Below are 24,873 nucleotides of genomic sequence, written 5' to 3'. Positions count from 1 at the left end.
CTTCCGAGAAGCAGGACGCCGTATTCCGAACAGGTTGCCAATCGAACCGAAAAGCCCCCTTGGCGCTCCGCGTTGTATACGCTCCAGGCCTCCTTCACGAGACCTTCACAGGGGGGCTTTTCCATGCGTAGAGGACACATAGCCGTGGTCGCGGCCGCAGGCGCGCTGACCGTGCTGGCCGCGGTCCCGGCCCACGCCGCCGAGTACTCGTCGGCACTGAAGATCAAGGGCGTCCAGTACGACGCCCCGGGCCGGGACTCCAACAACTGCGCCACCGGCAACACCGACGAGGAGTACCTCACGATCAAGAACTACTCGAGGACCGCGACGGTGAACCTCAAGGGGTACGTCGTGAAGGACGCGGCGGGCAACAAGTTCACCTTCACCGCGAGCCACTCCCTCCAGCCCGGCGACTACGTCAAGCTGCGCGGCGGGCGCGGTGACGACTCGGACGCGAAGAACGTCGTGTACCGCGACAACTGCAACTTCATGTGGAACAACGACAAGGACACGATCTACCTGTACAAGCCGTCGGGCAGCCACGCCGACACCCACGCGTACACGAAGAGCGCCAACGACCGGGACGGCAACGGGTACATCACGTACCACGGCTGAGCAGGTCGCGTCCGCTCAGGACGGCCAGCGCGGCGGTCAGTGCGACCAGGGCCGCCGCCTGGGTCAGGACACCCACGCGCAGCGCGCCGGGCAGGACGTCGAGCCACGGGTAGACCGCGGTGATCCGGACCGTCAGGAGAAGCAGACCCAGCGCCGCAAGGGCGCCGGCCTCTTCGGCGGGGACGCGGTTCTCGCCCCGCGCGCGGTACAGCAGCCAGGCGAGGGACGTCACGAGGTAGCACGTGACGAGCGCCCAGACGGTGTCGACCCCGCCGGGCAGTGCCACCACGGAGCCGCCCATCAGCACACAGCAGGCGGCGAAGACCAGGCCGGGCGCGCCCACGGGAAGAGCCGCCGGGGGCGCGTCGCGGTGATGGGCCGCGCCGAGTGCCAGCGCCGACGACCAGGCCAGCACGGCGGCCGCGACGACATAGGCGGAGTCCGAGGGGGCGAAGTCGCGAGCCCAGAGATCGACCAGCGGCAGGAGCGTCGGCAGGGCCGCCACGAGTGCGGAGGCCTGGGCGAGACGGCGGCGGTCGCGCAGGAGGGCGAAGTAGGCGACCGTCCACAGCAGCGGCAGGAACCACTGGGCGGCCGCGACGGCGCCGGCCCACACGCCGTGACCGGTGAAGCCGTCCGTGAACATGTCCCATTGGCTCCCGCCACGGGTCGACGCCCAGGTCAGTCCCAGAACCCGGTCGACCACGGCGGACGCCGCCTGCAGCAGGACGGCGAAGAGCGCGAAGAGGCGGACGGCCGAGCCGAGCACGGCGTACCGGCGGGGCACGCCGCTCGCGCCGAGCCTGCTGCGCACGGCCAGCGCGACGATGCTCGCCACCTCGCCGAGGGTGGGCCGGCTCTGGTCCTGGGTCTCCTGGTCGACGTCCCAGAGGTAGGTCTCGACCATCTCCTCCTCGCGCTCGCGCCGGTAGTAGGCGGGCAGCAGGCGCAGGACGGCGCGGTAACGGGCTTCGAGCAGCGTCGTCATGCCAGACCTCCGGCGAGTCCGTGGCCCGTGGCGGGCGTGCCGGTCGTTCCAGGAGCACTTCCGGGGCTACGCCGTCCTTCGGCGATGCGCCTCTTCGCGGCGCTCGCTCCGGCGGCCAGCCGCTCCGCCTCGGCGTCCAGTGCCACGGTGCCCTCGTCGGTGAGGCGGTAGTAGCGCCGTAGCCGGCCCTGCTGCACCTCCTCGCGGTCCAGCACGATCAGTTCGTCGGCGGTGAGCCGGTCCAGTACGCCGTAGAGGGTGCCGACGCGCATCTGTACGGCCCCTTCGGACAGTTCCTCGACCTCGCGCAGGATGCCGTAGCCGTGCCGCGGCTGGTCGGCGAGGGCGGTCAGAACGAAGAACGCCGCCTGTGTCATGTTCCTCGGTGCCATGAAACAAGAATATATCGGCTTCCGATATATTCAGCGAGCCGAAACGTACGATCGGGTGGAAACGGCGAACAGGGCCCGCCCCAATGCGGATGGTGGGCGGGCCCTGTTCGGGAGGTCATTTTGGCGTGCGGGGTCCGAACAGGGCACGAGTGAAGCGCGGTTGCTCTGTGCGGAGCGTGTGCGCCCCGTGTGCGCGGGGCAGATCACGTGTCGGCGGGCAGCGCACACCGGACGTGTCCGCCTGCCGGACCCGCCTGGTCCGTACGGGCCTGCGGCGACGATACTTGGCCCTCGCACGCACCACTCCTTCTCACAGATGGACCCATGTCAAGCACTCCCACGGCAGACCCCACGGCACCTTCCACCGTCTGGCTGGCCCGCGGCCGCCATCTCGGATCCGACGCGGCCGACGTCCTGCGCCACAACCTGGAGCGACTGAAGGAGAGCGCGACCCTCGACGGCTTCCAGGAGCCCTCCGGAGCCGGGGACGACCCGGACCGCGTCTTCGAGGCCCGCTGGCGGGTCGCCGACGAGGTGACCGTCAGGGCCCGGCTCTCGCTCGCCCCTGTGTCGAGCGGCGGACAGGAGTGGGTGCTGGCCGCCGAGGCGGAGCAGCCCTGGGATCTGCGGTGGCCGTCGCCCGCGACCATGTTCTGGCCCGACAGCGCGGACGTCTTCTGGGACCGTGACGCCGCCACGGGGCTGCGTCTGAGAGACCTGAGTGTGCTGCCCGAGGAGGACAAGGACGTACGGCGACTGCTCCGGCAGGCCGTGCGGGGCAGCTGGGCCGTGCATGTCGTCGTCCACGAGGCCATGACCACCGACCAGCGCGGCCGACGCCCGCTGGCGGACATGGTGCCGCCCGGTCTGCGCCACCGCGTGGTCGAGCACCGGGCGCAGCCGCACCAGCTGCGGGTCCTCAACTGGGCCGTGAAGGACTTCGGCGTGGAGGTGCCGCGCGGCGGGGCCGTGGTGCTGCCCGGGACGCCGGTGCCGCCCGGCTACGACGGCCAGGACTTCTCCGTACGCAGTGTGTTCCTCGACGGCTCGGAGCCCACCGAGCTCATCGCGACCGTGACGCGCTACGCCATGATGCCCAAGCCGCTGCCGGACGACGCCTGGGCGGCGGTGACCGCTCTGCGGGAACAGTGGCAGCTGCTGACGCTGGAGGAGGAACTCGCACGCGAGCGCGCGCTCGTGACGATGTACGCCGACGCCCTGGAGGCCATGACGAAGTCCCGGGACCTGTACCGGGAGGCCGCCGAGCGGGCGAACGAGGCGCTGGCCATCTACCGCGAGAACGCCCCGGCGCCGGAGCCCCGTGCGGATCCGGGGGCCACCTCGCCGTTGCAGCAGCTGTCCCGGACGTTCGGGCGCTGGAAGGGCACCTTGAAGCCCGCGGCCCGCGACGAGGACTCGGACCAGCAGATCAGCTGAAGAGGCAGATCAGCTGAACAGCGGGAAGCGGTCCGCGTCGGGTCCGAGGGCGCGGCGTTCGGGGTCCGTGAGCGGCGTGCGTCCGGTGGCTGCGCGGGCGTAGTGCTCGTCACTCCAGTCGAGCGGAACGGGCCGGCCGAGGAGACCGTCGAGGGTGGCGCGCACCGCGGCCAGGCCCGCCGGGGACGGTCCGACGGCCTCCGGCAGGTCGGTGACGAGGTCGAGGTGGTGGATGGTGGCCTCGACGGCGAGGGTGAGCATGAGGTCCCCGGCCGTCAGCACATGGCCCTGAGTGGCGACCCGCAGATCCGGCCGGGCGTCCGCGGCGGCGTTCACGGCGGCCGCGGTCGTCTCCAGATACAGGTCGCGCAGCTGGCGGAAGTCGAGGAACATGCTGGCGCTCACCCGGTTCCAGCGCCGTCCGTTCGCCGCGCCGGCAAGGTCCGGCGCCCAGTCCCGCCAGTAGGTCACGGCGTCCCGGTCGGGCGGTCCGCCCGCGGGCGTGTGCAGGGCGACCAGGGCCCGCTGGGCGTCCCCGGCACAGTGGAAGACCAGGTCGCGCACCGCCCAGCCCGCGCAGCCGGTGGGCCGCCAGGACTCCTCGTCCCCGAGGGGGCGTACGACGACCGCGAAGGCCTCATAGGCGGCGCGCAAGACGTCTGCGTTCATGGCGCCACCCTAGGCGGGGCTCTTTTCCCGGGGTGACGGGAGGTGTCGGAGAGCCCGCTGTGGATACGCGGTGGGGACAGCTCCTCGGCCCGTCCGGAAGGTCACCGTCAACATGAGCGGCGAGAACAGCGACAACGCCACCTGCTCGGAGACGACGCTCACGGTCAACGGCAAAGCCCACACCCTCCTCGTGGACCACCGGCGCGTCCTGCTCGACGTCCTGCGCGAGGATCTGGACCTGTGGGGTGCCAGGAAGGGCTGTGACCACGGGCAGTGCGGGGCCTGCACAGTCCTGGTGGACGGGCTCCGGGTCAACAGCTGTCTGCTGCTCGCGGTCGCCCTGGACGGCAGCGAGATCCGGACCGTCGAGGGCCTCGGCGGCGACGGGGAGGAACTGCATCCCCTGCAACAGGCCTTCCTCGACCGCGACGCCTTCCAGTGCGGCTACTGCACCCCCGGCCAGCTCTGCTCGGCGCTCGGCATGCTCGACGAGGCCGCGGCGGGCCACCCCTCGCGCGTCACCGGCGAGACGCCGCCCGGCCGTCCCGTACCGCTGGACCGGGACGAGATCCGCGAGCGGCTCAGCGGCAACCTGTGCCGCTGCGGCGCCTATCCACGCATCGTCGACGCGGTCGAGGACGTGATCCGGTGAAGACCTTCGACTACGTACGGGCCACCAGCCCCGAAGAGGCGGCCGAGCTCTTCGCCGCCCGTCCCGGCGCCCGCTACCTCGGCGGCGGCACCAACCTGGTCGACCTGATGAAGCTCGGCGTCGAACGGCCCGACCTGCTCGTCGACGTCAGCCGCCTCCCCCTGGACGAGGTTCAGGAGCTCCCGGACGGTTCGCTGCGCGTCGGCGCCACGGTCCGCAACAGCGACCTGGCGGCCCATCCGGCCGTCCGCGCCCGTTATCCCGTCCTCTCCCAGGCCCTGCTCGCGGGCGCCTCGGGGCAGCTGCGCAACGCTGCCACCACGGGCGGCAACCTGCTCCAGCGAACCCGTTGCCCTTACTTCCAGGACGTCTCCAAACCCTGCAACAAGCGCTCGCCGGGCAGTGGTTGCGGCGCACGGGAGGGCCTGCACCGGGACCACGCGGTGCTCGGGCACTCCCCGCACTGCATCGCCACCCATCCCTCGGACATGGCCGTCGCGCTCGCCGCGCTGGACGCCCGCGTCGAGTTGTACGGCACCGAGGGCGCCCGGAGCGTGCCCGTGGCCGAATTCCACCGCCTGCCGGGGGAACATCCCGAACGGGACACCGAGATCCTCCCCGGCGAACTCGTCACCGGCGTGCTGTTGCCGACGGCCTCAGCCGGACTGCCGTCCGCCTATCGCAAAGCCAGGGACCGGGCGTCGTACGCCTTCGCCCTCGCCTCGGTGGCCGCCGTGCTGCGGGTGACGGACGGGGTGGTCGACCATGCCGGGATCGCCTTCGGCGCGCTGGCGCACCGGCCGTGGCGGGCGCGGGAGGCCGAACAGGCGCTGGTGGGCGCCGCGCCCACGGCGGCCGCGTTCGAGCACGCGGTCGACCTGGAGCTCTCCGCCGCCGAGCCGTTGCGGGACAACGCCTACAAGCTGCCCCTGGCGCGCTCGCTCGCCCTGGACGTCCTGACCCGGCTCACCGCCGCCGCCCGGACCTGAGGAGAACGCCGTGGACGCCACGACCGCCACCGCCCTGGGCGCTCCCGTCGAGCGCCGTGAAGGCCGGGAGAAGGTGACCGGCACCGCCCGCTACGCCGCCGAACAGCCCTGTCCCGGCCGGGCCCACGCCTGGCCCGTGCCGGCCTCGATCGCCCGGGGCCGGGTCACCGGCATCGACACCGCGGCCGCTCTGGCCGTGCCCGGGGTCCTGGCGGTGCTCACCCACCAGAACGCGCCGAGGCTGTCCGAGCCGGAGGACCCCACGCTCGGCGTCCTGCGCGACTCGCGTGTCCCGCACCGCGGTTGGTTCGTCGCCCTGGTGGTGGGCGAGACCCTGGAGGCCGCACGCGCCGGTGCCGCCGCCGTGCGCGTCGACTACGCCGTGGAGGACCACGACGTCACCCTCACCGCCACGCACCCCGGCGCGTACGCGCCCGAGCAGGCCAACGGCGGATACCCGGGAAGCCGTGAACACGGCGATCCGGAGGGTGTGTTCACGTCCGCCGAGGTCCGGGTCGACGTCGACTACCGGGTGCCTCCGCTGCACAACCACCCGATGGAGCCGCACGCCACGACGGCCGAGTGGCACGACGGGCGGCTCACGGTGCACACCTCCACGCAGGGCTCCACGGTCGTACGCGCCGTCCTGGCCGACCTGTTCGGCCTCCCGGAGGAACACGTCACCGTTCTCGCCGAGCACGTGGGCGGCGGTTTCGGGTCCAAGGGCACCCCCCGTCCGGACGTGGTGCTCGCCGCGATGGCGGCCCGGCACACCGGACGGCCGGTCACCCTGGCGCTCCCCCGCCGCTTCCTGCCCGCCGTCGTCGGCCACCGGGCCCCCACCCTGCACCGACTGCGCCTCGGGGCCCGCTCCGACGGACGGCTCACCTCCCTGATCCACGAGGTCACCACCCACACCTCGCGGATCAAGGAGTTCGTGGAGCAGGCTGCCGTGCCCGCACGCGTGATGTACGCCGCCCCCGACTCCCGTACGACACACCGCGTGGCGCCGCTCGACGTGCCCACCCCGTCCTGGATGCGGGCCCCCGGCGAGGCTCCCGGCATGTACGCCCTGGAGTCGGCCATGGACGAACTGGCGGCCGAACTCGGCATGGATCCGGTGGAGTTGAGGATCGTCAACGAGCCGGGCACCGAGCCGGACAGCGGCAAACCCTTCAGCAGCAGGCACCTGGTCGAGTGTCTGCGCGAGGGCGCCCGGCGCTTCGACTGGGCCGGGCGGGACCCACGGCCGCGCTCCCGCGCCGAGGGCCCGCTGCTGGTGGGATCGGGGGTCGCGGCCGCCATGTATCCCGTTCTGGTGCAGCCGTCCACGGCGGCGGTACGGGCGCTGCCCGACGGGACCTTCCTGGTACGGATCAACGCCACCGACATCGGCACGGGCGCCCGGACCGTGCTCGCGCAGATCGCCGCGGACGCGCTCGCCGTGCCGGTGGCGCGCGTGCGGACCGAGGTGGGCAGCAGCGACCTGCCCGCCGCGTCACTGGCCGGCGGCTCGTCGGGCACCGCCTCCTGGGGCTGGGCGGTGCACGAGGCGTGCACCCGGCTCGCGGAGCGCCTGGCCGAAGGGCCGCTGCCTGCCGAGGGGATCGAGGTCCGCGCCGACACGGCCGGCCGGGCGGACGCCGACAGCCCGTTCGCCCGGCACGCCTTCGGCGCCCACTTCGCGGAGGTCGCCGTCGACACGGTCACCGGCGAGACCCGGGTCCGAAGGCTGATGGGGGTGTATGCCGCCGGGCACATTCTCAACTCCCGTACCGCCCGCTCCCAGTTCGTCGGCGGCATGACCATGGGGCTCGGCATGGCACTGACCGAGGGCAGCACACTGGACGCAGCGTTCGGTGACTTCGCCGAGGCCGATCTGGCCGCGTACCACGTGCCCACGCACGCCGACGTGCCCGACATCGAGGCGCACTGGATCGACGAGGACGACACCCGCCTCAACCCCATGGGCAGCAAGGGCATCGGCGAGATCGGCATCGTGGGGACGGCGGCCGCGATCGGCAACGCCGTCTTCCACGCCACCGGCGTGCGCCTGCGCGAGCTGCCCCTCACACCGGACCGCGTGCTGAGCGGCATCCGGGAGAGGGGCGGCTCTTCAGCGAACTAGGGAGCCGGCGGAGCGTCGGCCGCCTCATGGGCCGGCTCCGCCGTCCGCCGCTGCGTCGGGACACCCTTCGGCAGTGCCGGCGACGCGAGGTGCACCACCAACGCGGTCAGCGCGGCCGGCGACGCACACGCGGCCACCGCCCCCGCGAGCCGGGCCGGCGCGAGCGGCAACTCCAGGGCCCGGCGAGCCCCTGGGAGCGGAACCGTCCGTCGAGCAACTGGCCCGCGGCCACCCCGGTCGGCACGACGACCGCGAGGACCAGGACCGGAAGGGTGGGCCAGATCATCAGCACGGCGGCGGTCCTGACCGGCCAGGCCGGAGCCCTTCGGGGCCGTCCTCCACGGGCCGGCCGGTCGCCGCCGCGCGCACCGCCTCCTGACCGCAGTGGCTGCAGTGTCTGCGGTTCGGACCGGTTCAGCAAGGCCACCAGGCGGGTCACCTCCTCCACGGGACGGGACTCGGCGGCCCTGATCGCCTCGCCGGCGCTGTCCGCGTCCCGTGGCGGCCGGGTCGGCAGGGCGACGAGCCGGGTGACGTCCTCCACGGACCGGTCCACGCCGACCGCGCGCAGGGCCGCACCCATGGCCGGCGCGTAGTGGGGCGACTCTTCCAGCAGGGCGATGAGGTGGACGACGTCCTCCAGGGGACGGTCGGCCACGGCGGCACGCACCAGGTCGCCGACGGGATCGCCGTAGGACCCGTCCATCGGCAATGGCGGCATCGTTCGAATCAGCTGCTGACGGCCCGGTGGTCGTGCTCTGCTGCGGACAAAGGGTGCGGTCGCTCCTACGCGCCCCCGTCTTGCGACCGCGACGTTGAGATGACCCGTTCGTCAGCGGGTACACGACGGCGTGCCACTCGGATGAGCCATGGGTGTGAGCGCCGTTCAGCGAGTCTTAGCGGGACCGGATGCGGGAATCCGTCAGACAGCGCGCCGCACGGCGCCCGGAGGAGGAGGTCGGCCCGTGGATTCGACCACAGCACTGATCGTCGTCGTCGCTGTGCTCGCGGCGCTGGCGCTGGCGGTGGCCGTGGGGCTGCTGGTGCGACTCGTGAGAACCCGGCGCGGTCTGCGGCGGGCGGGACTTCCCACCGGGCCCCGCTGGGTCTTCTGGGGGGCCCTGTTGTACTTCGTCCTGCCCACCGATCTGGTGCCGGACCCGGTGTACCTCGACGACATCGGCGTCCTGCTGCTCGCCCTGCGCACCCTGCGCGGCTCCCCCGCCGACCGGGCGGCGCTGCGGCTCGACGGACGGGACCGGGAGACCACCCGCCGACCGTGATTACGCAGTGTGAGGAAACCAATCACTCGTTCGATTCGTATAAGTCTCTGGAAGCCGAAGGAAGTCGGCTGACCTGACGGCGTCGTGGGGAGAGGCCGTCTGCGAGAGGCAGTACCGGCGAGGGAGAGACGATGCAACCGTTCGCGCTCAACTACGCACGTCCGGCAGCGACGTTGGAGGCGACCACTCCGTATGTCTACGACTCCGGGCTGCAGTTGAACGTGCTCATGGACGGCCGGGTCGCGGCCCGCGACCACGCGCTGATGAGGGAACTGGGGACCACCACCTCCACGGCGGGCTCCAAGACTCACTTCGACGACTGAACACAGGTCACCGACCGATGACCGTGTTGATTCTTACCTGCGAAGAGGACGTGACGGCCGACATGGTCGTCGTGCACCTCAACGCCACGGGGGTACCGGTGGTCCGGCTCGACCCGGCCGACCTGACCGACGGTGTCGCACTGTCCGGGGAGTACGTGCACGGCACCTTCCGCGGCCACCTGTCGGCCGGCGGCCGTCTGGTGGGCATCTCCGGGCTGCGCTCGATCTGGGTGCGCCGCCCGGGCACCCCCGCGGCGCGGGCGGCCTCGCCCTCGGAGTGGCTGACCGAGGAGTCCGCCCAGGCGCTGTACGGCATGCTCCGGGGCAGCGACGCCCGCTGGATGAACCACCCCGACGCGGCCCGCCGGGCCCGTCACAAGCCCTGGCAGCTACGGCTCGCCCAGCGCTGCGGGCTGCCCGTCCCGGCCACGATCGTGACGACGTTCCCGCAGGCCGCCCGTGAGTTCGCCGAGCGCTATCCCGACCTGGTGGTCAAGCCGGTCTCCGGCGCACACCCGCAGGACCCGCCGCGGGCGGTGCCGACCAGCCGGGTCGCACCGGACACCGACTTCTCGGCTGTCGCGTTCGGCCCCACGCTGCTGCAACGGCGGGTCGCCAAACGGGCCGACATACGCCTGACCGTCGTGGGCGAGACCATGCTGGCCGCCCGGAAGCTCACCGGCGCCGATGACGAGGTGGACGTCCGTTTCGCCCCGCCCACCTCCTCCTGGCAGCCCACCGATGTCCCGCCGCGGGTGGCCGCGGCCGTCCGGGACTATCTCGGGGCGGCCGAACTGGCATACGGCGCCTTCGACTTCGCCGAGGACGGGGACGGGACCTGGTGGTTCCTGGAGTGCAACCAGTCGGGACAGTTCGGCTTCGTCGAGGTGGAGACGGGCCAGCCGATCGCGCGCAGCATCGCCGAGTGGCTGGCCAGGCCCGGTCCGGATCCGCGCTCCCGCGCCAACGGGGCGAACACCACCGTGTCCTGAGTCCGGGTCAGTAGGACCGCGGGGCGGCGGGGGGTAGGGCCGGGACCCATCCCTGACCGGGCGAGGCAGGGCGTTCGGGGACGGGCGGGGGCATGAGGGACTGCAGTGGCCGCATGACGTACTCCAGTTCCCTGCGTACGCGCTCGGCCTCCCTGCGGGCTAGAGCCGGGACGTCGCCGCGCTCGGCGACGAGTCGGTCGTAGATGGGGGAATCCTGGAACACCCGTCAACGCGCCTTTCGTTTTCGCGGGCCCACGCGCATGGGCACGGTTGACGAGTCTAGGCGCCTCCACGCACCGGCGTACGAATTCCGACGTCGGGCTTGACGGCTCGCGGGCGGTCATGCGCCGGTGGTGGACCCCGGGCGGACGATCATCAGGACGGTCACGGTTGCCCACAGAAGGTTGAAGATGCCGGTGAACATGGCCAGTTGGACGGTACTGCGGTGTTCGACGCTTCCCTGTCCGGTCAGTTCCTCGAGCAGTTCGCCCTGCCGGGGCAGGACGAAGGCGGCGAGGACTCCGGCGGCCGCGGCGGTCAGGGCCATGGACGTGGTCAGCCATGCGTCGCCCAGGACGCCCATCGCGGCTCCGGTGGCGATGCCGAGGACGGGGACCGCGATGCCGATGCCGGCGTAGACCCGGCAGATGCGGTGCAGCAGCCGTACCGTGCCGACCCCGGCCTCCTCCGCGTGGGCCCGGCGGGCCGCCGGCGGGAACATGCTGGCCGCGACGGTCACCGGCCCCACGGCGACGATGGCGACGAGGACGTGCAGGGTCAGCAGGAACTTGGTCATGGGGTGGCGTGTCCTTCTCGGTGCGGTCGGCAGTGCCCGCCAACCCTAGGAACCCGCCTAATGATCAAACAGGGGCTGAAACGACACGTTCCAACGGATTCCCGCCAACGTACCCGGCAGGGAATTCCCCTCGGTTCCCCTGGTCGTGGCTCTGGCGGGAATCCGCCTATCGTGGCGGTCATGCACTCCGTGGCGATCCTGGTTCTCGACGATGTGGTGCCGTTCGACATGGCGGCACCCATGCAGGTGTTCGACTGGACGCAGCTGCCCGACGGCCGCCCCGCCTACCGCGTCCGGCTGTGCGCCGAGTCACCGGAGGTCCGCGCGGACGGCGGTTTCACCCTGCGGGTCGAGCACGGGCTCGAGGCCCTGGCGGAGGCGGACACGGTCATCGTGCCGGGCTGCTCCCCCGCCGCCGGGCCGCCCTCCCCGCGCGCGCTGACAGCACTGCGGGAGGCCGCGGCGGCCGGCACACGGATCGCGTCCGTGTGCGTGGGCGCGTTCGTGCTGGCGGAGGCCGGGCTCCTGGACGGGCTGCGTGCCACCACGCACTGGGTGGCCGCGGACGACCTGGCGCAGCGCTTCCCCGCCGTCGAGGTCCAGCCGGACGTGCTGTATGTCGACAACGGTCAGATCCTGACCTCCGCGGGTGCGGCGGCGGCCCTCGACATGTGTCTGCACATGATCCGCCGGGACCTGGGCTCGGCGGTCGCCGCGCACGCCGCCCGGATGACGGTGATGCCCCTCGAACGGGAGGGCGGGCAGGCTCAGTTCATCGTCCACGACCACCCGCCGGTGCCCCGTGGGTCGACGCTGGAGCCGCTCCTGGAGTGGGTCGAGGACAACCTGGCCCACGAGATCACCCTCGGGGCGATGGCCGCCCGTTCGGGAATGAGCGAGCGCACCTTCAGCCGCCGATTCCGTGAACAGACGGGCAGCACGCCTCTGCAGTGGCTGCTGCGGGCCCGGGTGAGGCGCGCCCAGTACCTGCTGGAGAACACCGGCCACCCGGTCGAACGGATCGCGCGGCAGGCGGGGTTCGGTTCCCCCACGGCGTTCAGGGAACGCTTCCGCCGGGTCGTCGGCACCACTCCGCAGGCGTACCGCGCGGCCTTTCACGCGAAGGAGGCCGTCCCGGCGGGGGTGCGCTCCTGAACCGCCCGCCGGGTCCGGCCCGGTGTCACCCGGCCAGTGGCAGGCTGTTCTCGCTGTCCGGGTCCGCACATCCGGCGGCCGGCAGCAGAGCGTCCGCCCTGGCGACCGCTTCACGGACGTCGGTGGTGCCCATCATCACGCACAGTGTGTAACTGACGTCCTCCAGCTCACGAGCCGCCGCCGGTCTCTCCCTCTCCGCCTGAGCGATCCTCAATGACGCATACCGGGTCAGCAGGGTCCTGACGGCCTTCGGGTCCGGAACGAGCACGTAGCGCCCCTCTCTCGAATTTTTCGCTGCGTATGCCCCATCTGCACCGGCTCAATCCCATCCGCTGCCGCTCGGCACGCGATTGGCGCAATACCGTGCGGCCGGACCCGCTTCCCCAAGCGCCGCAAACCGTTGAACAAGGGGCATCCCTCGCACCATGAACGGTATACGCCCATGAACCGCTCCGCAGGCCTCCTCAGCGCCCTCTACCTCGCGACGAGCACCGGACTGGCGTGGACCGCGGTCCTCGCGCTGCGTCACGACCCCCCGGGGGTCGTGTGCCTGTTCGCCGCCGCGAGCCTGGTCCCGGTCATCGCGGTCGTACGCGAAAGCGTGCTCTGCGACCAACGGCGTGCCCTGGCCGAAATGTGGAGGCGGGCGGCGGGCCCCGGGGGGCCCGGCGCGGAGGCCGCCGACGACATGGTCCGCGCCGAGCTCGACACAGCGTGCTGTGAACGCTGGTGGACGAGCTGCGGCACCGACCACGACTCGGCGTGCCCCCGCCGGGTGCCCCGGAGCAGCGCGGCGTGACGCCTGGCAGGCGGCCTGGTCAGGCGACCTGTCCGGCGTGCAGCGCGGTGTAGGCCCCGCCGCGGCGCAGGAGTTCCTCGTGGGTGCCGGTCTCCAGGATCCGGCCCTCCCCCATCACCACGATGCGATCGGCGCCCCGCACGGTCGACAGCCGGTGCGCGACCACGAACGTCGTGCGTCCGTGCAGCAGCCGGGCGAGCGCCTGCTGGACGAGCGCCTCGGAGCGGGTGTCCAGGGCCGAGGTCGCCTCGTCGAGGACCAGGACCCGCGGATCACGGATCAGGGCCCGGGCGATGGCCAGTCGCTGGCGCTGCCCGCCGGACAGCCGGGCGCCGCGCTCGCCGACCAGGGTGTCGAGGCCCTGCGGCAGCCGGTCCACGAACTCCAGTGCGTTCGCGTCGCGAAGCGCCGCCCGTACCGTTTCCTCGTCCGCGTCGTCCATGCCGTAGGCGACGTTATCCCGGATCGTGCCGTCGAAGAGGATGGACTCCTGCGGCACGACGGACACGAACCGCCGGTAGGTGCGCAGGTCGAGGGTGTTCATGTCGGTCCCGTCGAGCAGCAGCCGTCCCGAGGTGGGCCGGATGAAACCGATGACGAGGTTCAGGACGGTGGACTTGCCTGCGCCTGACGCGCCGACCAGGGCGATGGTCTCGCCGGGGGTGACGGAGAGGGTGAAGTCCCGCACGGCGGGCCGCCCGTTGTCGTACGCGTGGCCCACGCCTTGGAATTCGACGGCCCCGCGCACCGAATCGACCTGGGCCTTGCCCTCGTTGTCCTCCAGCTCGGGCGCCTGGAGCACCTCACCGACGGAACGGACGGACTCCAGGCCCTTGGTGATGACCGGGGCCAGTCCCGCCAACGTTGTCGTGGAGTTGGTGAGCGTGGTCAGGAACGCGCTGAGCATCACGACGTCGCCGGGGGTGACGCCCCAGACGCCGTAGTACGACACCAGCGCGGCCGCGGCGAGAACGAGCACGCCGACCACGTTGAGGACGACCCAGGCCAGCGAGCCGAAGCGCCCGTTGACCAGGTCGAGACGCATTCCGGAGGTGAGCAGGCGGCGCAGGGTGCCGTCCATGCGGCGCAGTGCCTTGCCCTCCAGGCCGTGGGCGCGGGTGACCGGGATGAGGCGGGTCATCTCCGTGACGCGGGACGACAGGGTCTCGACCTCGTGCCGGAAGTGTTCGTTGTGGGTGCGCAGCCGGGCCCTGAGGCGAGCCACGACGAGGGCGGCGGCGGGCACGACGACGAGGAAGACCGGCACGAACTCCGGTGTCCTTACGGCGATGATGACGAGGCCGCCGACGAGCACGGTGATCGCGCCGAGGCCGGTCTCCGCGGTCTGCTGCACCATCTGTTCGACGGTCTCGACGTCCCGCACCACCTTCGCCTGCAGCACACCGGCGCTGACCCGTGAGTGGTAGCCGATGGACAGCTGCTGCATGCGGGTGCACAGGGCGGAGCGCAGGGTGGTGCCCATGCGGCGGACGCTGCCGTACAGGAGGCGGACGTAGAGGAGATGCAGGGGGTAGTTGACCAGCAGGATGAACAGGATGACGCCCGTGCTCGTCCAGAGCCGGGAGATCGGCTGGTGCTGGACGACGGTGTCGATGATGGACGCCGTGATCAGGGGCAGCAGCCACACCGGGCTGTGCTTGACGGTGAACACCGTGGCGGCCGCGGCCAGTCGGCGGCGGTCGGCGCGGAACAGGTAGGCGAGTGTGCGTATCGGGTGTTCGCCCCGATAGCGGTGGTCGAGCGGTTTCTCCAGCGACGAGGCCATCGTCGGCGGTCCTCCCAGGTTGCCGATGTGAGGGCAAGCGCTTTCTCCCCCTCGTCGGCAAGGGATACACCAGGTGGTGGAGAGGACTCCTACTCGTCCAGAGTGCGAGCGAGTTCCGTGGTGGCGTGGGCGATCGCGGTGTCCTCGTCGGCCATGAGCCGGCTGAGGGCGCCGCTCTTGGCGCGGACGGCCTGACGAGCCCGGCGCTCCCACACCACGGGGTTCTCGCGGTGGTTGAGCAGCTTGGGGTAGACGGCCGCCGTGCTCTCCCACTGGCGGGCGCCGGCGATGCTCCGAAGCAGCTGGATGATCTCCGCCCGGCAGGTCACCTGGGGCATTTGGGCGAGTTCCCAGAGGAAGGGGACCGTGGCGGCGGTGGCCTGCTCCACGACGAAGCCGTACTGGCAGATGCGCTTGCGCAGGTCACCGAGTGCGGCGCTGGCCGTGTCGGGGTCACCCCAGGCCACGCTGTTGAGGAGCAGAGGGATGCCCGCGGCGCAGCCGGTGGAGTCCTGGATCTCGGCCCAGGGGACCCGGCTCAGCGCCGCGAGGGGCGTGGTCGGCGTCACCCCGGTCGTGGACGCGGGGCGGCTGGTGCGCTCGTTGCTCGGCTGGTCCGAAGCGGTGCGCATGACGTAAGACCTTTCCACGGCAGTCATGTCAGGGAGGAGGGGCGGTCGACAGCTTGGCCCAGACGGACTTGCCGGCCGGGGGCTGCGAGGTCCAGCCCCACTCCTGAGCCAGGGCGTCGACGATGTGCAGGCCACGGCCGTGCTCCCGCAGGGCGTTGACGTCGGCGGGCGTGTACGCGGGCGGCTCGTCACCGGGGTCGGAGACGGTCACCAGCAGATGGGCGGGGTCCAGGGACAACCCCAGCCACACCTCGGCCGCACCGTCCGCCGCGGGCCGGGGCACCGCGTGCGCCACGGCGTTGGCCGCGAGTTCGGTGATCACGAGGGTGGCGTCGTCGCTGCGATGGTCGAGGGACCAGTAGCTCAGCGTCTCGCGGGTGAAGGCGCGGGCCCGGGCGAAACCCTCCTTGCTGCAGTTGACGAGCAGCGCGGCGGTGTCGAGGGGGCCCGGGCGCCGCTGTGCGCCGGCGGGACCGGGATGCCGCAGGGTCTCACCGGCCGGGCCCGCATCACCCGCCTCCGGCACAGCCTGGCTCGGCGGCCGGATCGCGTGGTTCGCAGGTGACGACACGGCATCTCCTTGATGCGACGTCAAGACGGGGCGCAACCGCAGGGGTTGACGCTGGAGCTAGTATCCACGCTGAAGGCGCCCGCGTGCAATTGCACGAGAAATTGCGCGAACATTGGGTGGGGCCGCGGAGGTTGCGGTTGTTCACCCCTGTCCCACCCCGCACGGCCGGGCACGGCGCCCGGCGAAGAACGTGAACAGCAAGGAGACTGCAGTGCCACCAGTGCAGAACGGAGTGCGGGCGAGTTCGCTCGACGCCCGCTGGGTCAAGAGCCGGCACAGCAACGCCGAGGGCAACTGCGTCGAAGTGGCCACACTCGTCGACGGCGGCGTCGCGCTGCGCAACTCCCGTGATCCCGACGGTCCCGCGCTGGTCTACACACCGGCCGAGGTCGCGGCGTTCCTCGCCGGCGCGAAGGACGGTGAGTTCGACCACCTCCTGTGAGGTGCGGGATCCGAGGTGCCGGTGGTCCCAACTCCCGTGCCGCCACCGGCACCTACGGAATGATGCGGAACGGCCACACTGCGTGCGATAGTGTGAGTCGTCTCTGTGCCGGTTTACTGGGAGTCAGGATGTCTGCCGCGTCCCATCGCACCTCCCGCCTGGAACCGTATCTGGACCGGTCCGAACCGGCTCCCACCCTGCTGAAGATGCTGGTCGGCGTCCAGTTGGCGGGATTCCGCGAGGATGCCGGACTCGCCCAGGACCAGGCGGCGCGGGCCCTCGGGTTCAGCCCGGCGAAGCTGTCCCGCATCGAGTCGGGCAAGGGCCGCAAGCCCCCGTCGGAGAGCGACGTCCGCGCCCTCCTCGAGCTGTACGGCACCGACGACTACGAGGCCTCGGTACTGCTCAAGCTGTTGCAGCGGGCCGGTGAGCCGGGCTGGTGGCAGCGGTACGACAAGCGACTGATGCCCGAGTGGTTCGACCGTCTGGTCGGGCTGCAGGAGGCGGCCGCGGCGATCCGTACCTTCGAGATCCAGTACGTCCCCGGCCTGCTCCAGACCCCGGACTACACGCGGGCGGTGGTGGAACGCGGCCTGCCGACCGCGGCGGCCGGCGAGGTGGCGCGACGCGTCGAACTGCGCACGCGGCGTGCGCAGTTGCTGCAGCGCGCGGACCCCCCGCAGCTGTGGGCGGTGATCGACGAGTCGGTGCTGCTGCGGGTGCTGGGCAGCCGGGAGGTCATGCGGGCACAGCTGGCGCACCTCGTCGAGATGGCCCGGCGCCCCCATGTGACGGTGCAGGTCGTCCCCTTGGACGTGACCAACGCGTCCGCCCCGGCCATACCGATCACCTACCTCCGCTTCGGGGGCCTCGATCTGCCGGACGTCGTCTACCTGGAGCACATCAAGAGCGCGAACTTCCTGGAGGACCGGGACGAGACGGAGGAGTACCGGCTCGCCCTGGACCGGCTGGCGGACGACGCGCTCAAACCCCGGGACTCGCTGCGGCTGTTGCAGCAGACGATGGAGCAGCGTTACGGCGGCTGAGAATCGGCAGAGGGCGGTTCGTGGGCTGATGTGCACCTCTGGGTGAGGCTGTGGTGGGGCTGGTGGTTCCCGTGCTCGGTCCTGTGTCCTACCAGAGGGTGGATGGTCCCGCGACGACCCAGCCGGCATCGGTGGCTTTGACCCAGAACCCCAACGCCACCTCGATCATCTGTGCGCGGTAGGTGAGCTCGGCGTAGACATGGCTGCCTGTATCACCCCAGTGGAAGTCCGCGACATCGAGTTCGCTGAACCATGACAAGTCCCGCTCCCACGCGTCCACGGCAAGGCCGCCACTCGCCGCGCCGGCCGCGATGGAGCCGTCCCACAGCGACTTGAGCACATGCCGGACGGGCGGGTGATCGACGAGCTGTTCGGCCTCAAGGATCTTCCCCGCTCGGAGCAGACCGAGGTAGTGACACATGGCTGCCTCGACGTCGGTCTTGGCAGGGCGCTCCGTCCAGGTCTTCACCGGCAGGAACGTAGACGTTGGACGGCGCGGACGCGCAAGCTCTCAGTGGTCACGGCCGAACAGTCCTGCCCAGAGGAAGGGTTCGCCGAAGCAGGAGGAGTCGGGCGGCTCGTCGCGCATGCGGCGCAGTTCGATCTCGGTCAGGTCGCGGAAGATCCGGCGCAGAGACCGGGCCGAGTAGGCGAGACCGCCGTCGAGTCGGCCCTGGCGATACACCTCCGCGTCCGGCAGGTCCGATCCCATGGCCCCGTCGGCGAAGCAGACGATGCCGAAGCGGCCGCCGGGCGCGAGGTGCCGTTCCAGGAGTGCCAGGTAGCTGACGCGACGGTGCGGCGGCAGATGGTGGAAACAGCCGGAGTCGTAGATCAGGTCGTAGGGGCCGCCAAGTCCGGTGTCCGGCAGTGAGAAGGCATCGCCGCACACGAAGCGGACGTCGGCCGCCGTCTCGTGCGCACGCTCCCTGGCCCAGGCGATGGCGCCGGGTGAGAGATCGACGGCGTCGACCTCGAAGCCGAGGGAGGCGAGGTGCAGCGCGTTGCGGCCCGGCCCGCAGCCCAGATCGAGGGCGCGGCCCGGGGTGATGAGGCCGCGGTCGAGGTACGACACCAGGTTCTCGTCCGGCTTCGGCACGAAGAAGGGAACGGGCTTGGAGCGGTCCGCGTAGAAGCCGTCCCACCAGGAACCGGCGTCCGCGCTCCAGCGATCGGCCTGGGGAGCGAACAGGCCGTCGAGGAGGTGGAGGACGTCCTCCACCGTGCGTACGGTGCGGTCCATTCGCTCTCCTTCCCGGTCGCGCCGGGGACGCTCGGGTCCGGATCAGACGAGTCGGGCGACGCCGCCGAACTCGATCCACTCGTGGGTGAGCTGGCGGGGGGCCACCTCGGAGTCGGGTCGCCAGGTGGAGACCTCCACGAGGCCCGGGTCGAGGATCTCCAGTCCCTCGAACCACTCGGCGACGTCCTTCTCCTCACGCACCCGGCCCCAGTGACCCTGGGTCACCTGGTCCATGAAGTTGGTGACGAAGTCGCGGACTTCGGGGTCCCCGCTGACCAGCTGGCACATCACCATGAAGCTGCCGGGCGCGAGCCGCTCGCGGACCCGGCGGGCCAGCGCGGACGGCCCGTCCGTCTCGCTGTCGGGGATGCAGTGCATGACGGAGTTGAACAGCACGGCGACGGGCTGCGAGAAGTCGATCAGCCGCTGGGTGTCCTCGTGGGCGAAGATCGCATCGGTCTCCCGCATGTCCGCGTGGATGACGGCGGTGCGCTCGTCCTGCTCGAGCAGCGCCCGGCCGTGGACGAGGACCATGGGGTCGTTGTCGACGTAGACGACGTGCGTGGTGGGGTCGATGCGCTGGGCCACCTGGTGGACGTTGTCCTGGGTGGGCAGGCCGGAGCCGTGGTCCAGGTACTGCCGGATGCCGTAGTCCGTCGAGAGGGTCCGCACCACCCGCTGGAGGAAACGCCGGTTGTTCACGGCGAGCCTGCGGGTGCTGGGGACGACCTTGTCGAGTTCCTCGCAGGCCGCCCGGTCGGCCGCGTAGTTGTCCTTGCCGCCCAGATAGTGGTCGTACATGCGTGCGGCCGTGGGTACGGAGGCGTCGATCTCCGTGGACAGCTTCTTACCGGTGCTCATCTTTCCCCCAGCTTGTGCCGCCAACTGGCCTGGCAGAACAGGGAGTCCATCCTAGAGACACCAGGATCGCCGGTGCCAGTCCGCACGCGGGCCTGGCCACGGAAGAGCGATGTGGCGGACGCGGCGGAAGGCACCGGCGGGGCCGGGCGGGCGAGGGTTCAGGCGGCGTCCAGCTCCGCGAGTTCGTCCGCGTCGAGCACGAGGTCGGTGGCGGCGAGGGAGTCGCGGATAGTCTCGGGGCGGCTCGCGCCCGGGATCGGCACGACCACCGGCGACTTGGCGAGCATCCAGGCCAGGCAGACCCGCTGCGGGCTCACCCCGTACTTCTCGGCGATCCGCGCGAACGGGGCGTGCACCGAGCCGAGTTCGCCCGCCCGGGAGATGCCGCCCAAGGGGCTCCAGGGCAGGAAGGCGATACCGAGTTCGTCGCACAGCCGCAGTTCCGGTTCGCTGGAACGGAAGGCCGGGGAGAACTGGTTCTGCACGGAGACCAGTCGGCCGCCGAGAATCTCGTTGGCCAGCCGGATCTGGTCGGGGTTCGCGTTGGAGATGCCCGCATGGAGGATCTTGCCCTCGTCGAGGAGGTCGCGCACGGCGCCGACGGACTCCTCGTAGGGGACCCGGGGGTCGGGGCGGTGGAACTGGTAGAGCCCGATCGCCTCCACACCCAGCCGGCTCAGCGAGGCCTCGCAGGCCTCCTTCAGATGCCGGGGGCTGCCGTCGAGCGTCCAACTGCCGTCCCCGGGGCGCAGGTGCCCGCCCTTCGTGGCGACGAGGACGTCACCGCCGAGGTCGTGGGAGGCGAGAGCCTTGGCGATCAGGCTTTCGTTGTGGCCGACCTCGTCGGCGTCCCGGTGGTAGGCGTCGGCGGTGTCGATCAGGGTCACGCCCGCGTCGAGCGCGGCGTGGATGGTGGCGATGGAGCGTTCCTCGTCCGGCCGTCCCTCGATGGACATGGGCATGGCGCCCAGACCGATCGAGCTCACTTCGACATCACCGATGCGGCGGGTGTGCATGGCCTTGGACCTCTTTCACCTGTCACGCGGATCTGGGTCTCCTCAGCCTGGCCGCCGCACACGCCGAAGGTCCAATAGAAGAATGAGAACGCATTGAGCGACGGGGGTGCTGAATCCCGGACCGTGCCGCTCCCGAGCCGACCGGGTGGCGAGACGCGGTTGCGTGTCAGCCGTGTCCGTGTGACACCCTCGCCTCGACCGGCGGATGATCCAGTCCGGTCGTCGTGAGGTTCCGCGGTACGACGAGAGGCGGCGGCATGCGTATCGGACTGCTCGGCACCGGTCCCTGGGCCAGGATGGCCCACGCTCCCGCGCTCGGCGCGCATCCGGGGCTGGACTTCGCCGGGGTGTGGGGCCGTCGCACGGACGCCGCCGAGGAGCTGGCCGCCGAGTACGGCACGCGCGCGTACGCCGATGTCGACGCGCTGCTCGCGGACGTGGACGCCGTGGCGGTCGCCCTGCCGCCCGCCGTGCAGGCCGAGCTCGCGGCGCGGGCCGCGCGGGCGGGGTGCCATCTGCTGCTGGACAAGCCCCTGGCGACGACGGTCGAGCAGGGGCGGGCGGTGGTCGAGGCCGTCCGCGAGACCAAGGTCGCCTCGGTGGTCTTCTTCACCTCGCGCTTCCTCACCGAGACCGAGGCGTGGATCGGTGAGCAGGCGGGCGTGGAGGGCTGGTTCACGGCGCGGGCGCAATGGCTGGGGTCGGTGTTCACCGACGACAGCCCCTTCGCCGACTCACCGTGGCGGCAGGAGAAGGGCGCCCTGTGGGACGTGGGTCCCCATGCTCTGTCGGTGCTGCTGCCGGTGCTGGGCGATGTGCGTGAGGTGGCGGCGGCCGCGCACGGTCCCGGGGACACCGTCCATCTGGTCCTGAGGCACACCGGCGGCGCGTCGAGCACCCTGACGCTGAGTCTCACGGCTCCGCCCGCGGCCGCGGGAGTCGGCCTCGAACTGCGGGGCGCGGGCGGAGTCGCCCAGCTCCCGGAGTCGTCCGAGGGTGTCGTGCCCGCCGTGCTCCGGGCCGCCGACGGACTGCTCGCCGCCGCCCGCACCGGACAGGCACACCCGTGCGACGCCGCGTTCGGTCTGCGGGTCACCGAGATCCTCGTGGCGGCGGAGGCCCTGCTGGACGGCGGGACCGGCACGCCCACCGCGTAGGCCGGCGGCTCAGTCGCCGGGCGCGTCCTCGTCGAACGGCTCGTCGCTCCACCGGAACCAGGCCCGGTCACCCTCGATGTGCAGCAGGAACTCGGGCACGGGACCGCCCGGCGCGTGCAGCGACACACGTCGCCGGACCTCGTCGTAGGCCTCCTCCCACTGCTGCTGTCGCTCCTCGTCGTCCTCCTCCACGAGGGCGAGTTCGCGCGCGAACAGCTCGCGCACACCGGCGAATCCGGGTCCCGCCGTGAAACGGCCCGCCAGCCACGGGAAGTCGGCTTCGTCGATCAGGATGTCCCCGACCGCCTCGTCGCCACTGCGCACCTTCCAGACCGCGCCCTCGAACCCCACCACGCCTCCCGGCACCAAGCCGACGATCACCACGACGAGCAGCATGGCACCCGGCACCGACAGCCGGACCGGACCGGCCGTCAGTGCCGGACGAGGGCTCAGCCGGCGTGCGGGGGACGGTAGTTCAGGCGTTCCCGTACGACGGGATAGCCCGCCTTGGCGAAGTTCGCGGCCATGGGGAAGTTCCCCCGGTCCGTCGCGCCGGAGACGAACTCGGCGCCCCGCTCGACCAGATAGTGGGTGCACTCGGCGAGCAGGTCGTAGGCATAGCCGTGACCCCGCTGTTCCGGCACCACCCCGATGAACCCGATGCAGGGCCCCGACGGGTTGTGCGCGGGAATGTGCATCCCGGCCACGTCTCCCTGCGGGGTGTGGGCGATCTGCCACCACTCGCGCGGCGAGGGACACCAGTGGAAGAAGTCGAGTTCCTCCTGGGCGGCCCGGTCGAGTCCGTCCTCCTCGATGGCCTTGAGGGCGTGCGCGTCGAGGGTGGCGGAATGGATGCGCCGCAGCAGGTCGAAGAAGACCGCGTCGTCCGGTTCGGGCCGGAACTCGAGGCGTCCGGGCCGCTCGGGCAGCCCGTGCTCCGGCGTCCACCGGTAGAGGAAGCGCTCGACCAGGAGCTCGTATCCGGCCTTCTGTACGGCGGTGCAGCGGGCCTCGGCGGCGGCCCGCTGCTCCGGATCCTCGCGCCAGCCCGAGGGCAGGTTCATCTCGAGCTCGACCTGCCAGGGGGCGGTGCGCAGGAGTTCGGCGCCGGCCTCCTCCTCGCCCTCGGCCACGTCGAACCAGTTGACGTTGACGGGTGCGGTGTCGTCGGGGCCGCCCCACCAGGCGCCGCGTGCCACGACCTTGCCGTCGCGCAGGGCGACGCGCTTCCAGTCGGGGCGGTGCCGGGTGAGCCGGTGGGACTCACGGGCGCCGAGAGGGTCGGGCAGAGCGTCGAAGAGAGGGGCTTCGCGCTCGTCGAGCGCGCGGATGACCAGATCGGTCATGGGTGGATTCCTCCGGGATGCGTACTGCGTGGAGCGCTCCCGGTCAGACGAGGCACGCCGGGGCGACGGAGAGGGAGCGCTGGACGATGGTGAACTGCACGGCACTCGCCTCCTTCCGCTGGTCTCCGGGCGTGGCGGCTCACGCTACGGGATCTTCGGGACCGGCGTCCATCGGTTTTCGCGGCGTACATCCGGTCTCCCGGCCGCCGCTTAAACGGTCCTTAAGGCCGGATTAAACGCTGTCCGCTCTGTATGCCGTAGAGCCCGCCGTCCGTAACATCGGGCCTCGTCCACACCCTGAGAGCGCTCTCAATTCTCGGAGGAGACCCCCCACATGACACCTCGTCACCAGCGTGATCTCGGCCGCCGCAAAGTCCTCTACGCCCTCGGTGGGGTGATGGCGGCCGCACCCGCCGTCGCCGCACTGGCCCCCCACGCCCTCGCCGAGGGCAACCGCACCACGGCGGCCGGAGCCCTGCCGCTGACCGTCGTCAACGACACCGGCGCCTTCGACAACGCGAACGTCCACGTCTACATCGTGGGCAACCAGGACGGCAGGCAGGTCCGCGTCACCCCGGACGGCACCCTCGCCCCGGTCGCCCTGTCCGACAACGGCGCCGACGGCTACACCGACTACGCGATAGGCCTGGCGGACAGCGGCGAGACCAGCCTGTCCCTGCCCTATCTGTCCGGCCGTATCTACGTGTCCCTGGGCGCGAAGCTGAAGTTCAAGGTCGTCACCGACGGCAACGGCAGCCCCGCCCTCCAGTACCCGGCCGGCTGGGTGACCTCGGATCCGAACCACCCGGTGCTGCACGACTGCGCCGAGTTCACGTACAGCTCGGCGGGCATGTTCTGCAACACGACCATGGTGGACATGTTCAGCGTGCCGCTGAGCATCCGGCTGACCGGGGCGCGGGACCAGACGACGGGCACCCTGCGCGCCTCCGGACGGGCCGGTGCCTTCGACGCCGTACGCCAAGTCGAGGAGTTCGCGCCCCTCGTGGTGGACGACAGGCGTGTCATCGCGCCCGGTCACGGTCTGGACGCCGGCCTGTTCCCGGCGGACTACTTCGCGCCGTACATCGACGAGGTGTGGAGCACGTACACCGGCAAGGACCTGACCGTCACCACGAACGCGGGCACCTTCACCGGCCGGGTGCGCGGCGGGCAGCTCGTGTTCGACGGGCCCGCGCAGGTGTCCTTCGCCCGGCCGTCGACACGGGACGTGCTCTTCTGCGACGGCGCGCTCGCCGCTCCCAACGACGGCACGACAGGGCCGGTCGCCGCGGTGCTCGGCGCCGGGTTCAACCGGTCGACGCTGGTGAGCACCGCCGCCCAGCCGACCACCGACCCCGCCTCCTTCTACCGGGCCGCGCTCACCAACCACTACGCCAGGGCCATGCACGCGGCAACGGAGGACGGCAAGGCCTACGGCTTCGCCTTCGACGACGTGGCCGACTTCGCCTCGTACGTCCAGGACACGGCGCCGACAGGGATCCGGCTGACGCTCACGCCGTTCTAGAGGCGGTCCGGCGAGCGGCTCGGGGTGCGG

At 71.4% G+C, this 24,873-nt stretch carries 30 protein-coding genes; 14 read left to right on the top strand and 16 right to left on the bottom strand.

Annotated features, from left to right (window positions below; all coding sequences use genetic code 11):
- Window positions 1-123: 123 nt before the first annotated feature.
- Window positions 124-615, top strand: coding sequence for a lamin tail domain-containing protein (locus QF027_RS45415; protein ID WP_307081367.1), 492 nt, complete (start codon window positions 124-126; stop codon window positions 613-615).
- On the opposite strand, the gene QF027_RS45410 is transcribed toward QF027_RS45415, so the two are convergent.
- Both QF027_RS45410 and QF027_RS45405 read right to left on the bottom strand, forming a co-directional pair.
- Window positions 599-1,603: a hypothetical protein gene (locus QF027_RS45410; protein WP_306972997.1), complete on the bottom strand. Its 1,005-nt coding sequence runs from the start codon at window positions 1,601-1,603 to the stop codon at window positions 599-601. The two genes, QF027_RS45415 and QF027_RS45410, sit on opposite strands and share 17 nt — an antisense overlap.
- On the bottom strand, window positions 1,600-1,980 hold the full coding sequence (locus QF027_RS45405) for a PadR family transcriptional regulator (protein ID WP_307082717.1): 381 nt from the start codon (window positions 1,978-1,980) through the stop codon (window positions 1,600-1,602). Before QF027_RS45405 ends, QF027_RS45410 begins: the two co-directional genes overlap by 4 nt.
- Before the next feature lie 339 nt (window positions 1,981-2,319).
- Between QF027_RS45405 and QF027_RS45400 the strand changes: the two genes are divergently transcribed.
- Window positions 2,320-3,432, top strand: coding sequence for a hypothetical protein (locus tag QF027_RS45400; RefSeq protein WP_307081365.1), 1,113 nt, complete (start codon window positions 2,320-2,322; stop codon window positions 3,430-3,432).
- A 9-nt stretch (window positions 3,433-3,441) separates the two neighbouring features.
- On the opposite strand, the gene QF027_RS45395 is transcribed toward QF027_RS45400, so the two are convergent.
- Window positions 3,442-4,101 carry a maleylpyruvate isomerase N-terminal domain-containing protein gene (locus QF027_RS45395; protein WP_307081363.1) on the bottom strand — a complete coding sequence of 220 codons (660 nt, stop codon included), beginning with the start codon at window positions 4,099-4,101 and terminating at the stop codon, window positions 3,442-3,444.
- A gap of 112 nt (window positions 4,102-4,213) precedes the next feature.
- Here QF027_RS45395 and QF027_RS45390 point away from each other — a divergent pair, with 112 nt between their 5' ends.
- The 3 genes from QF027_RS45390 to QF027_RS45380 are packed head-to-tail and all read left to right on the top strand — an operon-like array spanning window position 4,214 to window position 7,870.
- Complete coding sequence (locus QF027_RS45390; protein ID WP_307081361.1) at window positions 4,214-4,753, top strand: (2Fe-2S)-binding protein; 540 nt, start codon at window positions 4,214-4,216, stop codon at window positions 4,751-4,753.
- On the top strand, window positions 4,750-5,742 hold the full coding sequence (locus QF027_RS45385) for an FAD binding domain-containing protein (protein ID WP_306973001.1): 993 nt from the start codon (window positions 4,750-4,752) through the stop codon (window positions 5,740-5,742). Before QF027_RS45390 ends, QF027_RS45385 begins: the two co-directional genes overlap by 4 nt.
- A gap of 10 nt (window positions 5,743-5,752) precedes the next feature.
- The gene (locus QF027_RS45380) at window positions 5,753-7,870 is read left to right on the top strand and encodes a xanthine dehydrogenase family protein molybdopterin-binding subunit (RefSeq protein WP_307081359.1); all 2,118 of its coding nucleotides are present in this window, start codon (window positions 5,753-5,755) and stop codon (window positions 7,868-7,870) included.
- Window positions 7,871-7,976: 106 nt separating this feature from the next.
- Here the strand turns inward: QF027_RS45380 and QF027_RS45375 are convergent, their stop codons facing one another.
- Entirely contained in the window at window positions 7,977-8,582 is a 606-nt protein-coding gene (locus tag QF027_RS45375) for a hypothetical protein (RefSeq protein WP_307081357.1), read from the bottom strand.
- A gap of 253 nt (window positions 8,583-8,835) precedes the next feature.
- Here QF027_RS45375 and QF027_RS45370 point away from each other — a divergent pair, with 253 nt between their 5' ends.
- The 3 genes from QF027_RS45370 to tgmB all read left to right on the top strand — a co-directional run bounded on the left by QF027_RS45370 (window position 8,836) and on the right by tgmB (window position 10,468).
- Window positions 8,836-9,153, top strand: a complete 318-nt coding sequence (locus QF027_RS45370; RefSeq protein ID WP_306973004.1) for a YkvA family protein — start codon at window positions 8,836-8,838, stop codon at window positions 9,151-9,153.
- A gap of 131 nt (window positions 9,154-9,284) precedes the next feature.
- Window positions 9,285-9,476, top strand: a complete 192-nt coding sequence (gene tgmA, locus QF027_RS45365) for a putative ATP-grasp-modified RiPP (RefSeq protein WP_031037338.1) — start codon at window positions 9,285-9,287, stop codon at window positions 9,474-9,476.
- Between the two features lie 17 nt (window positions 9,477-9,493).
- A complete protein-coding gene (gene tgmB / locus QF027_RS45360) occupies window positions 9,494-10,468 on the top strand; it encodes an ATP-grasp ribosomal peptide maturase (protein ID WP_307081354.1) in 975 nt (324 codons plus the stop codon).
- A 7-nt stretch (window positions 10,469-10,475) separates the two neighbouring features.
- Here the strand turns inward: tgmB and QF027_RS45355 are convergent, their stop codons facing one another.
- Complete coding sequence (locus QF027_RS45355; protein ID WP_306973006.1) at window positions 10,476-10,691, bottom strand: hypothetical protein; 216 nt, start codon at window positions 10,689-10,691, stop codon at window positions 10,476-10,478.
- Window positions 10,692-10,808: 117 nt separating this feature from the next.
- Complete coding sequence (locus QF027_RS45350) at window positions 10,809-11,264, bottom strand: hypothetical protein (RefSeq protein WP_306973007.1); 456 nt, start codon at window positions 11,262-11,264, stop codon at window positions 10,809-10,811.
- Between the two features lie 180 nt (window positions 11,265-11,444).
- Here QF027_RS45350 and QF027_RS45345 point away from each other — a divergent pair, with 180 nt between their 5' ends.
- Window positions 11,445-12,419, top strand: coding sequence for a GlxA family transcriptional regulator (locus QF027_RS45345; protein ID WP_306973008.1), 975 nt, complete (start codon window positions 11,445-11,447; stop codon window positions 12,417-12,419).
- A gap of 25 nt (window positions 12,420-12,444) precedes the next feature.
- Here the strand turns inward: QF027_RS45345 and QF027_RS45340 are convergent, their stop codons facing one another.
- Window positions 12,445-12,687: a DUF5133 domain-containing protein gene (locus tag QF027_RS45340; RefSeq protein ID WP_306973009.1), complete on the bottom strand. Its 243-nt coding sequence runs from the start codon at window positions 12,685-12,687 to the stop codon at window positions 12,445-12,447.
- A gap of 174 nt (window positions 12,688-12,861) precedes the next feature.
- Between QF027_RS45340 and QF027_RS45335 the strand changes: the two genes are divergently transcribed.
- The gene (locus QF027_RS45335; RefSeq protein ID WP_306973010.1) at window positions 12,862-13,218 is read left to right on the top strand and encodes a hypothetical protein; all 357 of its coding nucleotides are present in this window, start codon (window positions 12,862-12,864) and stop codon (window positions 13,216-13,218) included.
- A gap of 19 nt (window positions 13,219-13,237) precedes the next feature.
- On the opposite strand, the gene QF027_RS45330 is transcribed toward QF027_RS45335, so the two are convergent.
- The 3 genes from QF027_RS45330 to QF027_RS45320 form a co-directional block, all read right to left on the bottom strand.
- Entirely contained in the window at window positions 13,238-15,004 is a 1,767-nt protein-coding gene (locus QF027_RS45330) for an ABC transporter ATP-binding protein (RefSeq protein ID WP_307081352.1), read from the bottom strand.
- 89 nt (window positions 15,005-15,093) lie between these two features.
- Window positions 15,094-15,636, bottom strand: coding sequence for a hypothetical protein (locus QF027_RS45325; RefSeq protein WP_307081351.1), 543 nt, complete (start codon window positions 15,634-15,636; stop codon window positions 15,094-15,096).
- 28 nt (window positions 15,637-15,664) lie between these two features.
- Window positions 15,665-16,207 (bottom strand): ATP-binding protein, encoded by a 543-nt coding sequence (locus QF027_RS45320; RefSeq protein ID WP_307081349.1) that lies wholly within the window; start codon window positions 16,205-16,207, stop codon window positions 15,665-15,667.
- Between the two features lie 211 nt (window positions 16,208-16,418).
- Between QF027_RS45320 and QF027_RS45315 the strand changes: the two genes are divergently transcribed.
- Both QF027_RS45315 and QF027_RS45310 read left to right on the top strand, forming a co-directional pair.
- Complete coding sequence (locus QF027_RS45315; RefSeq protein WP_306973014.1) at window positions 16,419-16,649, top strand: DUF397 domain-containing protein; 231 nt, start codon at window positions 16,419-16,421, stop codon at window positions 16,647-16,649.
- A gap of 128 nt (window positions 16,650-16,777) precedes the next feature.
- Window positions 16,778-17,695, top strand: coding sequence for a helix-turn-helix domain-containing protein (locus QF027_RS45310; RefSeq protein ID WP_307081347.1), 918 nt, complete (start codon window positions 16,778-16,780; stop codon window positions 17,693-17,695).
- Window positions 17,696-17,783: 88 nt separating this feature from the next.
- On the opposite strand, the gene QF027_RS45305 is transcribed toward QF027_RS45310, so the two are convergent.
- The 4 genes from QF027_RS45305 to QF027_RS45290 all read right to left on the bottom strand — a co-directional run bounded on the left by QF027_RS45305 (window position 17,784) and on the right by QF027_RS45290 (window position 20,815).
- On the bottom strand, window positions 17,784-18,164 hold the full coding sequence (locus QF027_RS45305) for a hypothetical protein (RefSeq protein WP_307081345.1): 381 nt from the start codon (window positions 18,162-18,164) through the stop codon (window positions 17,784-17,786).
- A gap of 42 nt (window positions 18,165-18,206) precedes the next feature.
- Window positions 18,207-18,938 (bottom strand): class I SAM-dependent methyltransferase, encoded by a 732-nt coding sequence (locus tag QF027_RS45300; RefSeq protein WP_306973017.1) that lies wholly within the window; start codon window positions 18,936-18,938, stop codon window positions 18,207-18,209.
- Window positions 18,939-18,980: 42 nt separating this feature from the next.
- A complete protein-coding gene (locus QF027_RS45295) occupies window positions 18,981-19,799 on the bottom strand; it encodes an SAM-dependent methyltransferase (RefSeq protein WP_306973018.1) in 819 nt (272 codons plus the stop codon).
- A 158-nt stretch (window positions 19,800-19,957) separates the two neighbouring features.
- Window positions 19,958-20,815 carry an aldo/keto reductase gene (locus tag QF027_RS45290; RefSeq protein WP_306973019.1) on the bottom strand — a complete coding sequence of 286 codons (858 nt, stop codon included), beginning with the start codon at window positions 20,813-20,815 and terminating at the stop codon, window positions 19,958-19,960.
- Window positions 20,816-21,072: 257 nt separating this feature from the next.
- On the opposite strand from QF027_RS45290, the gene QF027_RS45285 reads away from it, so the two are divergent.
- Window positions 21,073-21,972: a Gfo/Idh/MocA family protein gene (locus tag QF027_RS45285; RefSeq protein ID WP_306973020.1), complete on the top strand. Its 900-nt coding sequence runs from the start codon at window positions 21,073-21,075 to the stop codon at window positions 21,970-21,972.
- A gap of 9 nt (window positions 21,973-21,981) precedes the next feature.
- Here the strand turns inward: QF027_RS45285 and QF027_RS45280 are convergent, their stop codons facing one another.
- Together QF027_RS45280 and QF027_RS45275 are read right to left on the bottom strand one after the other, a co-directional pair.
- Entirely contained in the window at window positions 21,982-22,323 is a 342-nt protein-coding gene (locus tag QF027_RS45280; RefSeq protein WP_307082715.1) for a hypothetical protein, read from the bottom strand.
- A 98-nt stretch (window positions 22,324-22,421) separates the two neighbouring features.
- A complete protein-coding gene (locus tag QF027_RS45275) occupies window positions 22,422-23,318 on the bottom strand; it encodes a GNAT family N-acetyltransferase (protein ID WP_306973021.1) in 897 nt (298 codons plus the stop codon).
- 334 nt (window positions 23,319-23,652) lie between these two features.
- Between QF027_RS45275 and QF027_RS45270 the strand changes: the two genes are divergently transcribed.
- A complete protein-coding gene (locus QF027_RS45270; RefSeq protein WP_306973022.1) occupies window positions 23,653-24,843 on the top strand; it encodes a glycoside hydrolase family 64 protein in 1,191 nt (396 codons plus the stop codon).
- The last annotated feature ends 30 nt before the right edge of the window (window positions 24,844-24,873 follow it).

The organism is Streptomyces canus (assembly GCF_030816965.1).
Taxonomy (GTDB): Bacteria; Actinomycetota; Actinomycetes; order Streptomycetales; family Streptomycetaceae; genus Streptomyces; species Streptomyces canus_E.
The sequence above is the reverse complement of the archived record's forward strand: the minus strand, read 5'-3'. Positions and strand labels throughout refer to the sequence as shown.

What these genes read in the sequence shown, in the direction of transcription:
- QF027_RS45415 (WP_307081367.1), top strand. Translation starts at nt 124, where the DNA reads ATGCGTAGAGGACACATAGCCGTGGTCGCGGCCGCAGGCGCGCTGACC.
- QF027_RS45410 (WP_306972997.1), bottom strand. Translation starts at nt 1,603, where the DNA reads ATGACGACGCTGCTCGAAGCCCGTTACCGCGCCGTCCTGCGCCTGCTG.
- QF027_RS45405 (WP_307082717.1), bottom strand. Translation starts at nt 1,980, where the DNA reads ATGACACAGGCGGCGTTCTTCGTTCTGACCGCCCTCGCCGACCAGCCG.
- QF027_RS45400 (WP_307081365.1), top strand. Translation starts at nt 2,320, where the DNA reads ATGTCAAGCACTCCCACGGCAGACCCCACGGCACCTTCCACCGTCTGG.
- QF027_RS45395 (WP_307081363.1), bottom strand. Translation starts at nt 4,101, where the DNA reads ATGAACGCAGACGTCTTGCGCGCCGCCTATGAGGCCTTCGCGGTCGTC.
- QF027_RS45390 (WP_307081361.1), top strand. Translation starts at nt 4,214, where the DNA reads ATGAGCGGCGAGAACAGCGACAACGCCACCTGCTCGGAGACGACGCTC.
- tgmA (WP_031037338.1), top strand. Translation starts at nt 9,285, where the DNA reads ATGCAACCGTTCGCGCTCAACTACGCACGTCCGGCAGCGACGTTGGAG.
- tgmB (WP_307081354.1), top strand. Translation starts at nt 9,494, where the DNA reads ATGACCGTGTTGATTCTTACCTGCGAAGAGGACGTGACGGCCGACATG.
- QF027_RS45350 (WP_306973007.1), bottom strand. Translation starts at nt 11,264, where the DNA reads ATGACCAAGTTCCTGCTGACCCTGCACGTCCTCGTCGCCATCGTCGCC.
- QF027_RS45345 (WP_306973008.1), top strand. Translation starts at nt 11,445, where the DNA reads ATGCACTCCGTGGCGATCCTGGTTCTCGACGATGTGGTGCCGTTCGAC.
- QF027_RS45335 (WP_306973010.1), top strand. Translation starts at nt 12,862, where the DNA reads ATGAACCGCTCCGCAGGCCTCCTCAGCGCCCTCTACCTCGCGACGAGC.
- QF027_RS45330 (WP_307081352.1), bottom strand. Translation starts at nt 15,004, where the DNA reads ATGGCCTCGTCGCTGGAGAAACCGCTCGACCACCGCTATCGGGGCGAA.
- QF027_RS45325 (WP_307081351.1), bottom strand. Translation starts at nt 15,636, where the DNA reads ATGCGCACCGCTTCGGACCAGCCGAGCAACGAGCGCACCAGCCGCCCC.
- QF027_RS45310 (WP_307081347.1), top strand. Translation starts at nt 16,778, where the DNA reads ATGTCTGCCGCGTCCCATCGCACCTCCCGCCTGGAACCGTATCTGGAC.
- QF027_RS45300 (WP_306973017.1), bottom strand. Translation starts at nt 18,938, where the DNA reads ATGGACCGCACCGTACGCACGGTGGAGGACGTCCTCCACCTCCTCGAC.
- QF027_RS45295 (WP_306973018.1), bottom strand. Translation starts at nt 19,799, where the DNA reads ATGAGCACCGGTAAGAAGCTGTCCACGGAGATCGACGCCTCCGTACCC.
- QF027_RS45290 (WP_306973019.1), bottom strand. Translation starts at nt 20,815, where the DNA reads ATGCACACCCGCCGCATCGGTGATGTCGAAGTGAGCTCGATCGGTCTG.
- QF027_RS45285 (WP_306973020.1), top strand. Translation starts at nt 21,073, where the DNA reads ATGCGTATCGGACTGCTCGGCACCGGTCCCTGGGCCAGGATGGCCCAC.
- QF027_RS45275 (WP_306973021.1), bottom strand. Translation starts at nt 23,318, where the DNA reads ATGACCGATCTGGTCATCCGCGCGCTCGACGAGCGCGAAGCCCCTCTC.
- QF027_RS45270 (WP_306973022.1), top strand. Translation starts at nt 23,653, where the DNA reads ATGACACCTCGTCACCAGCGTGATCTCGGCCGCCGCAAAGTCCTCTAC.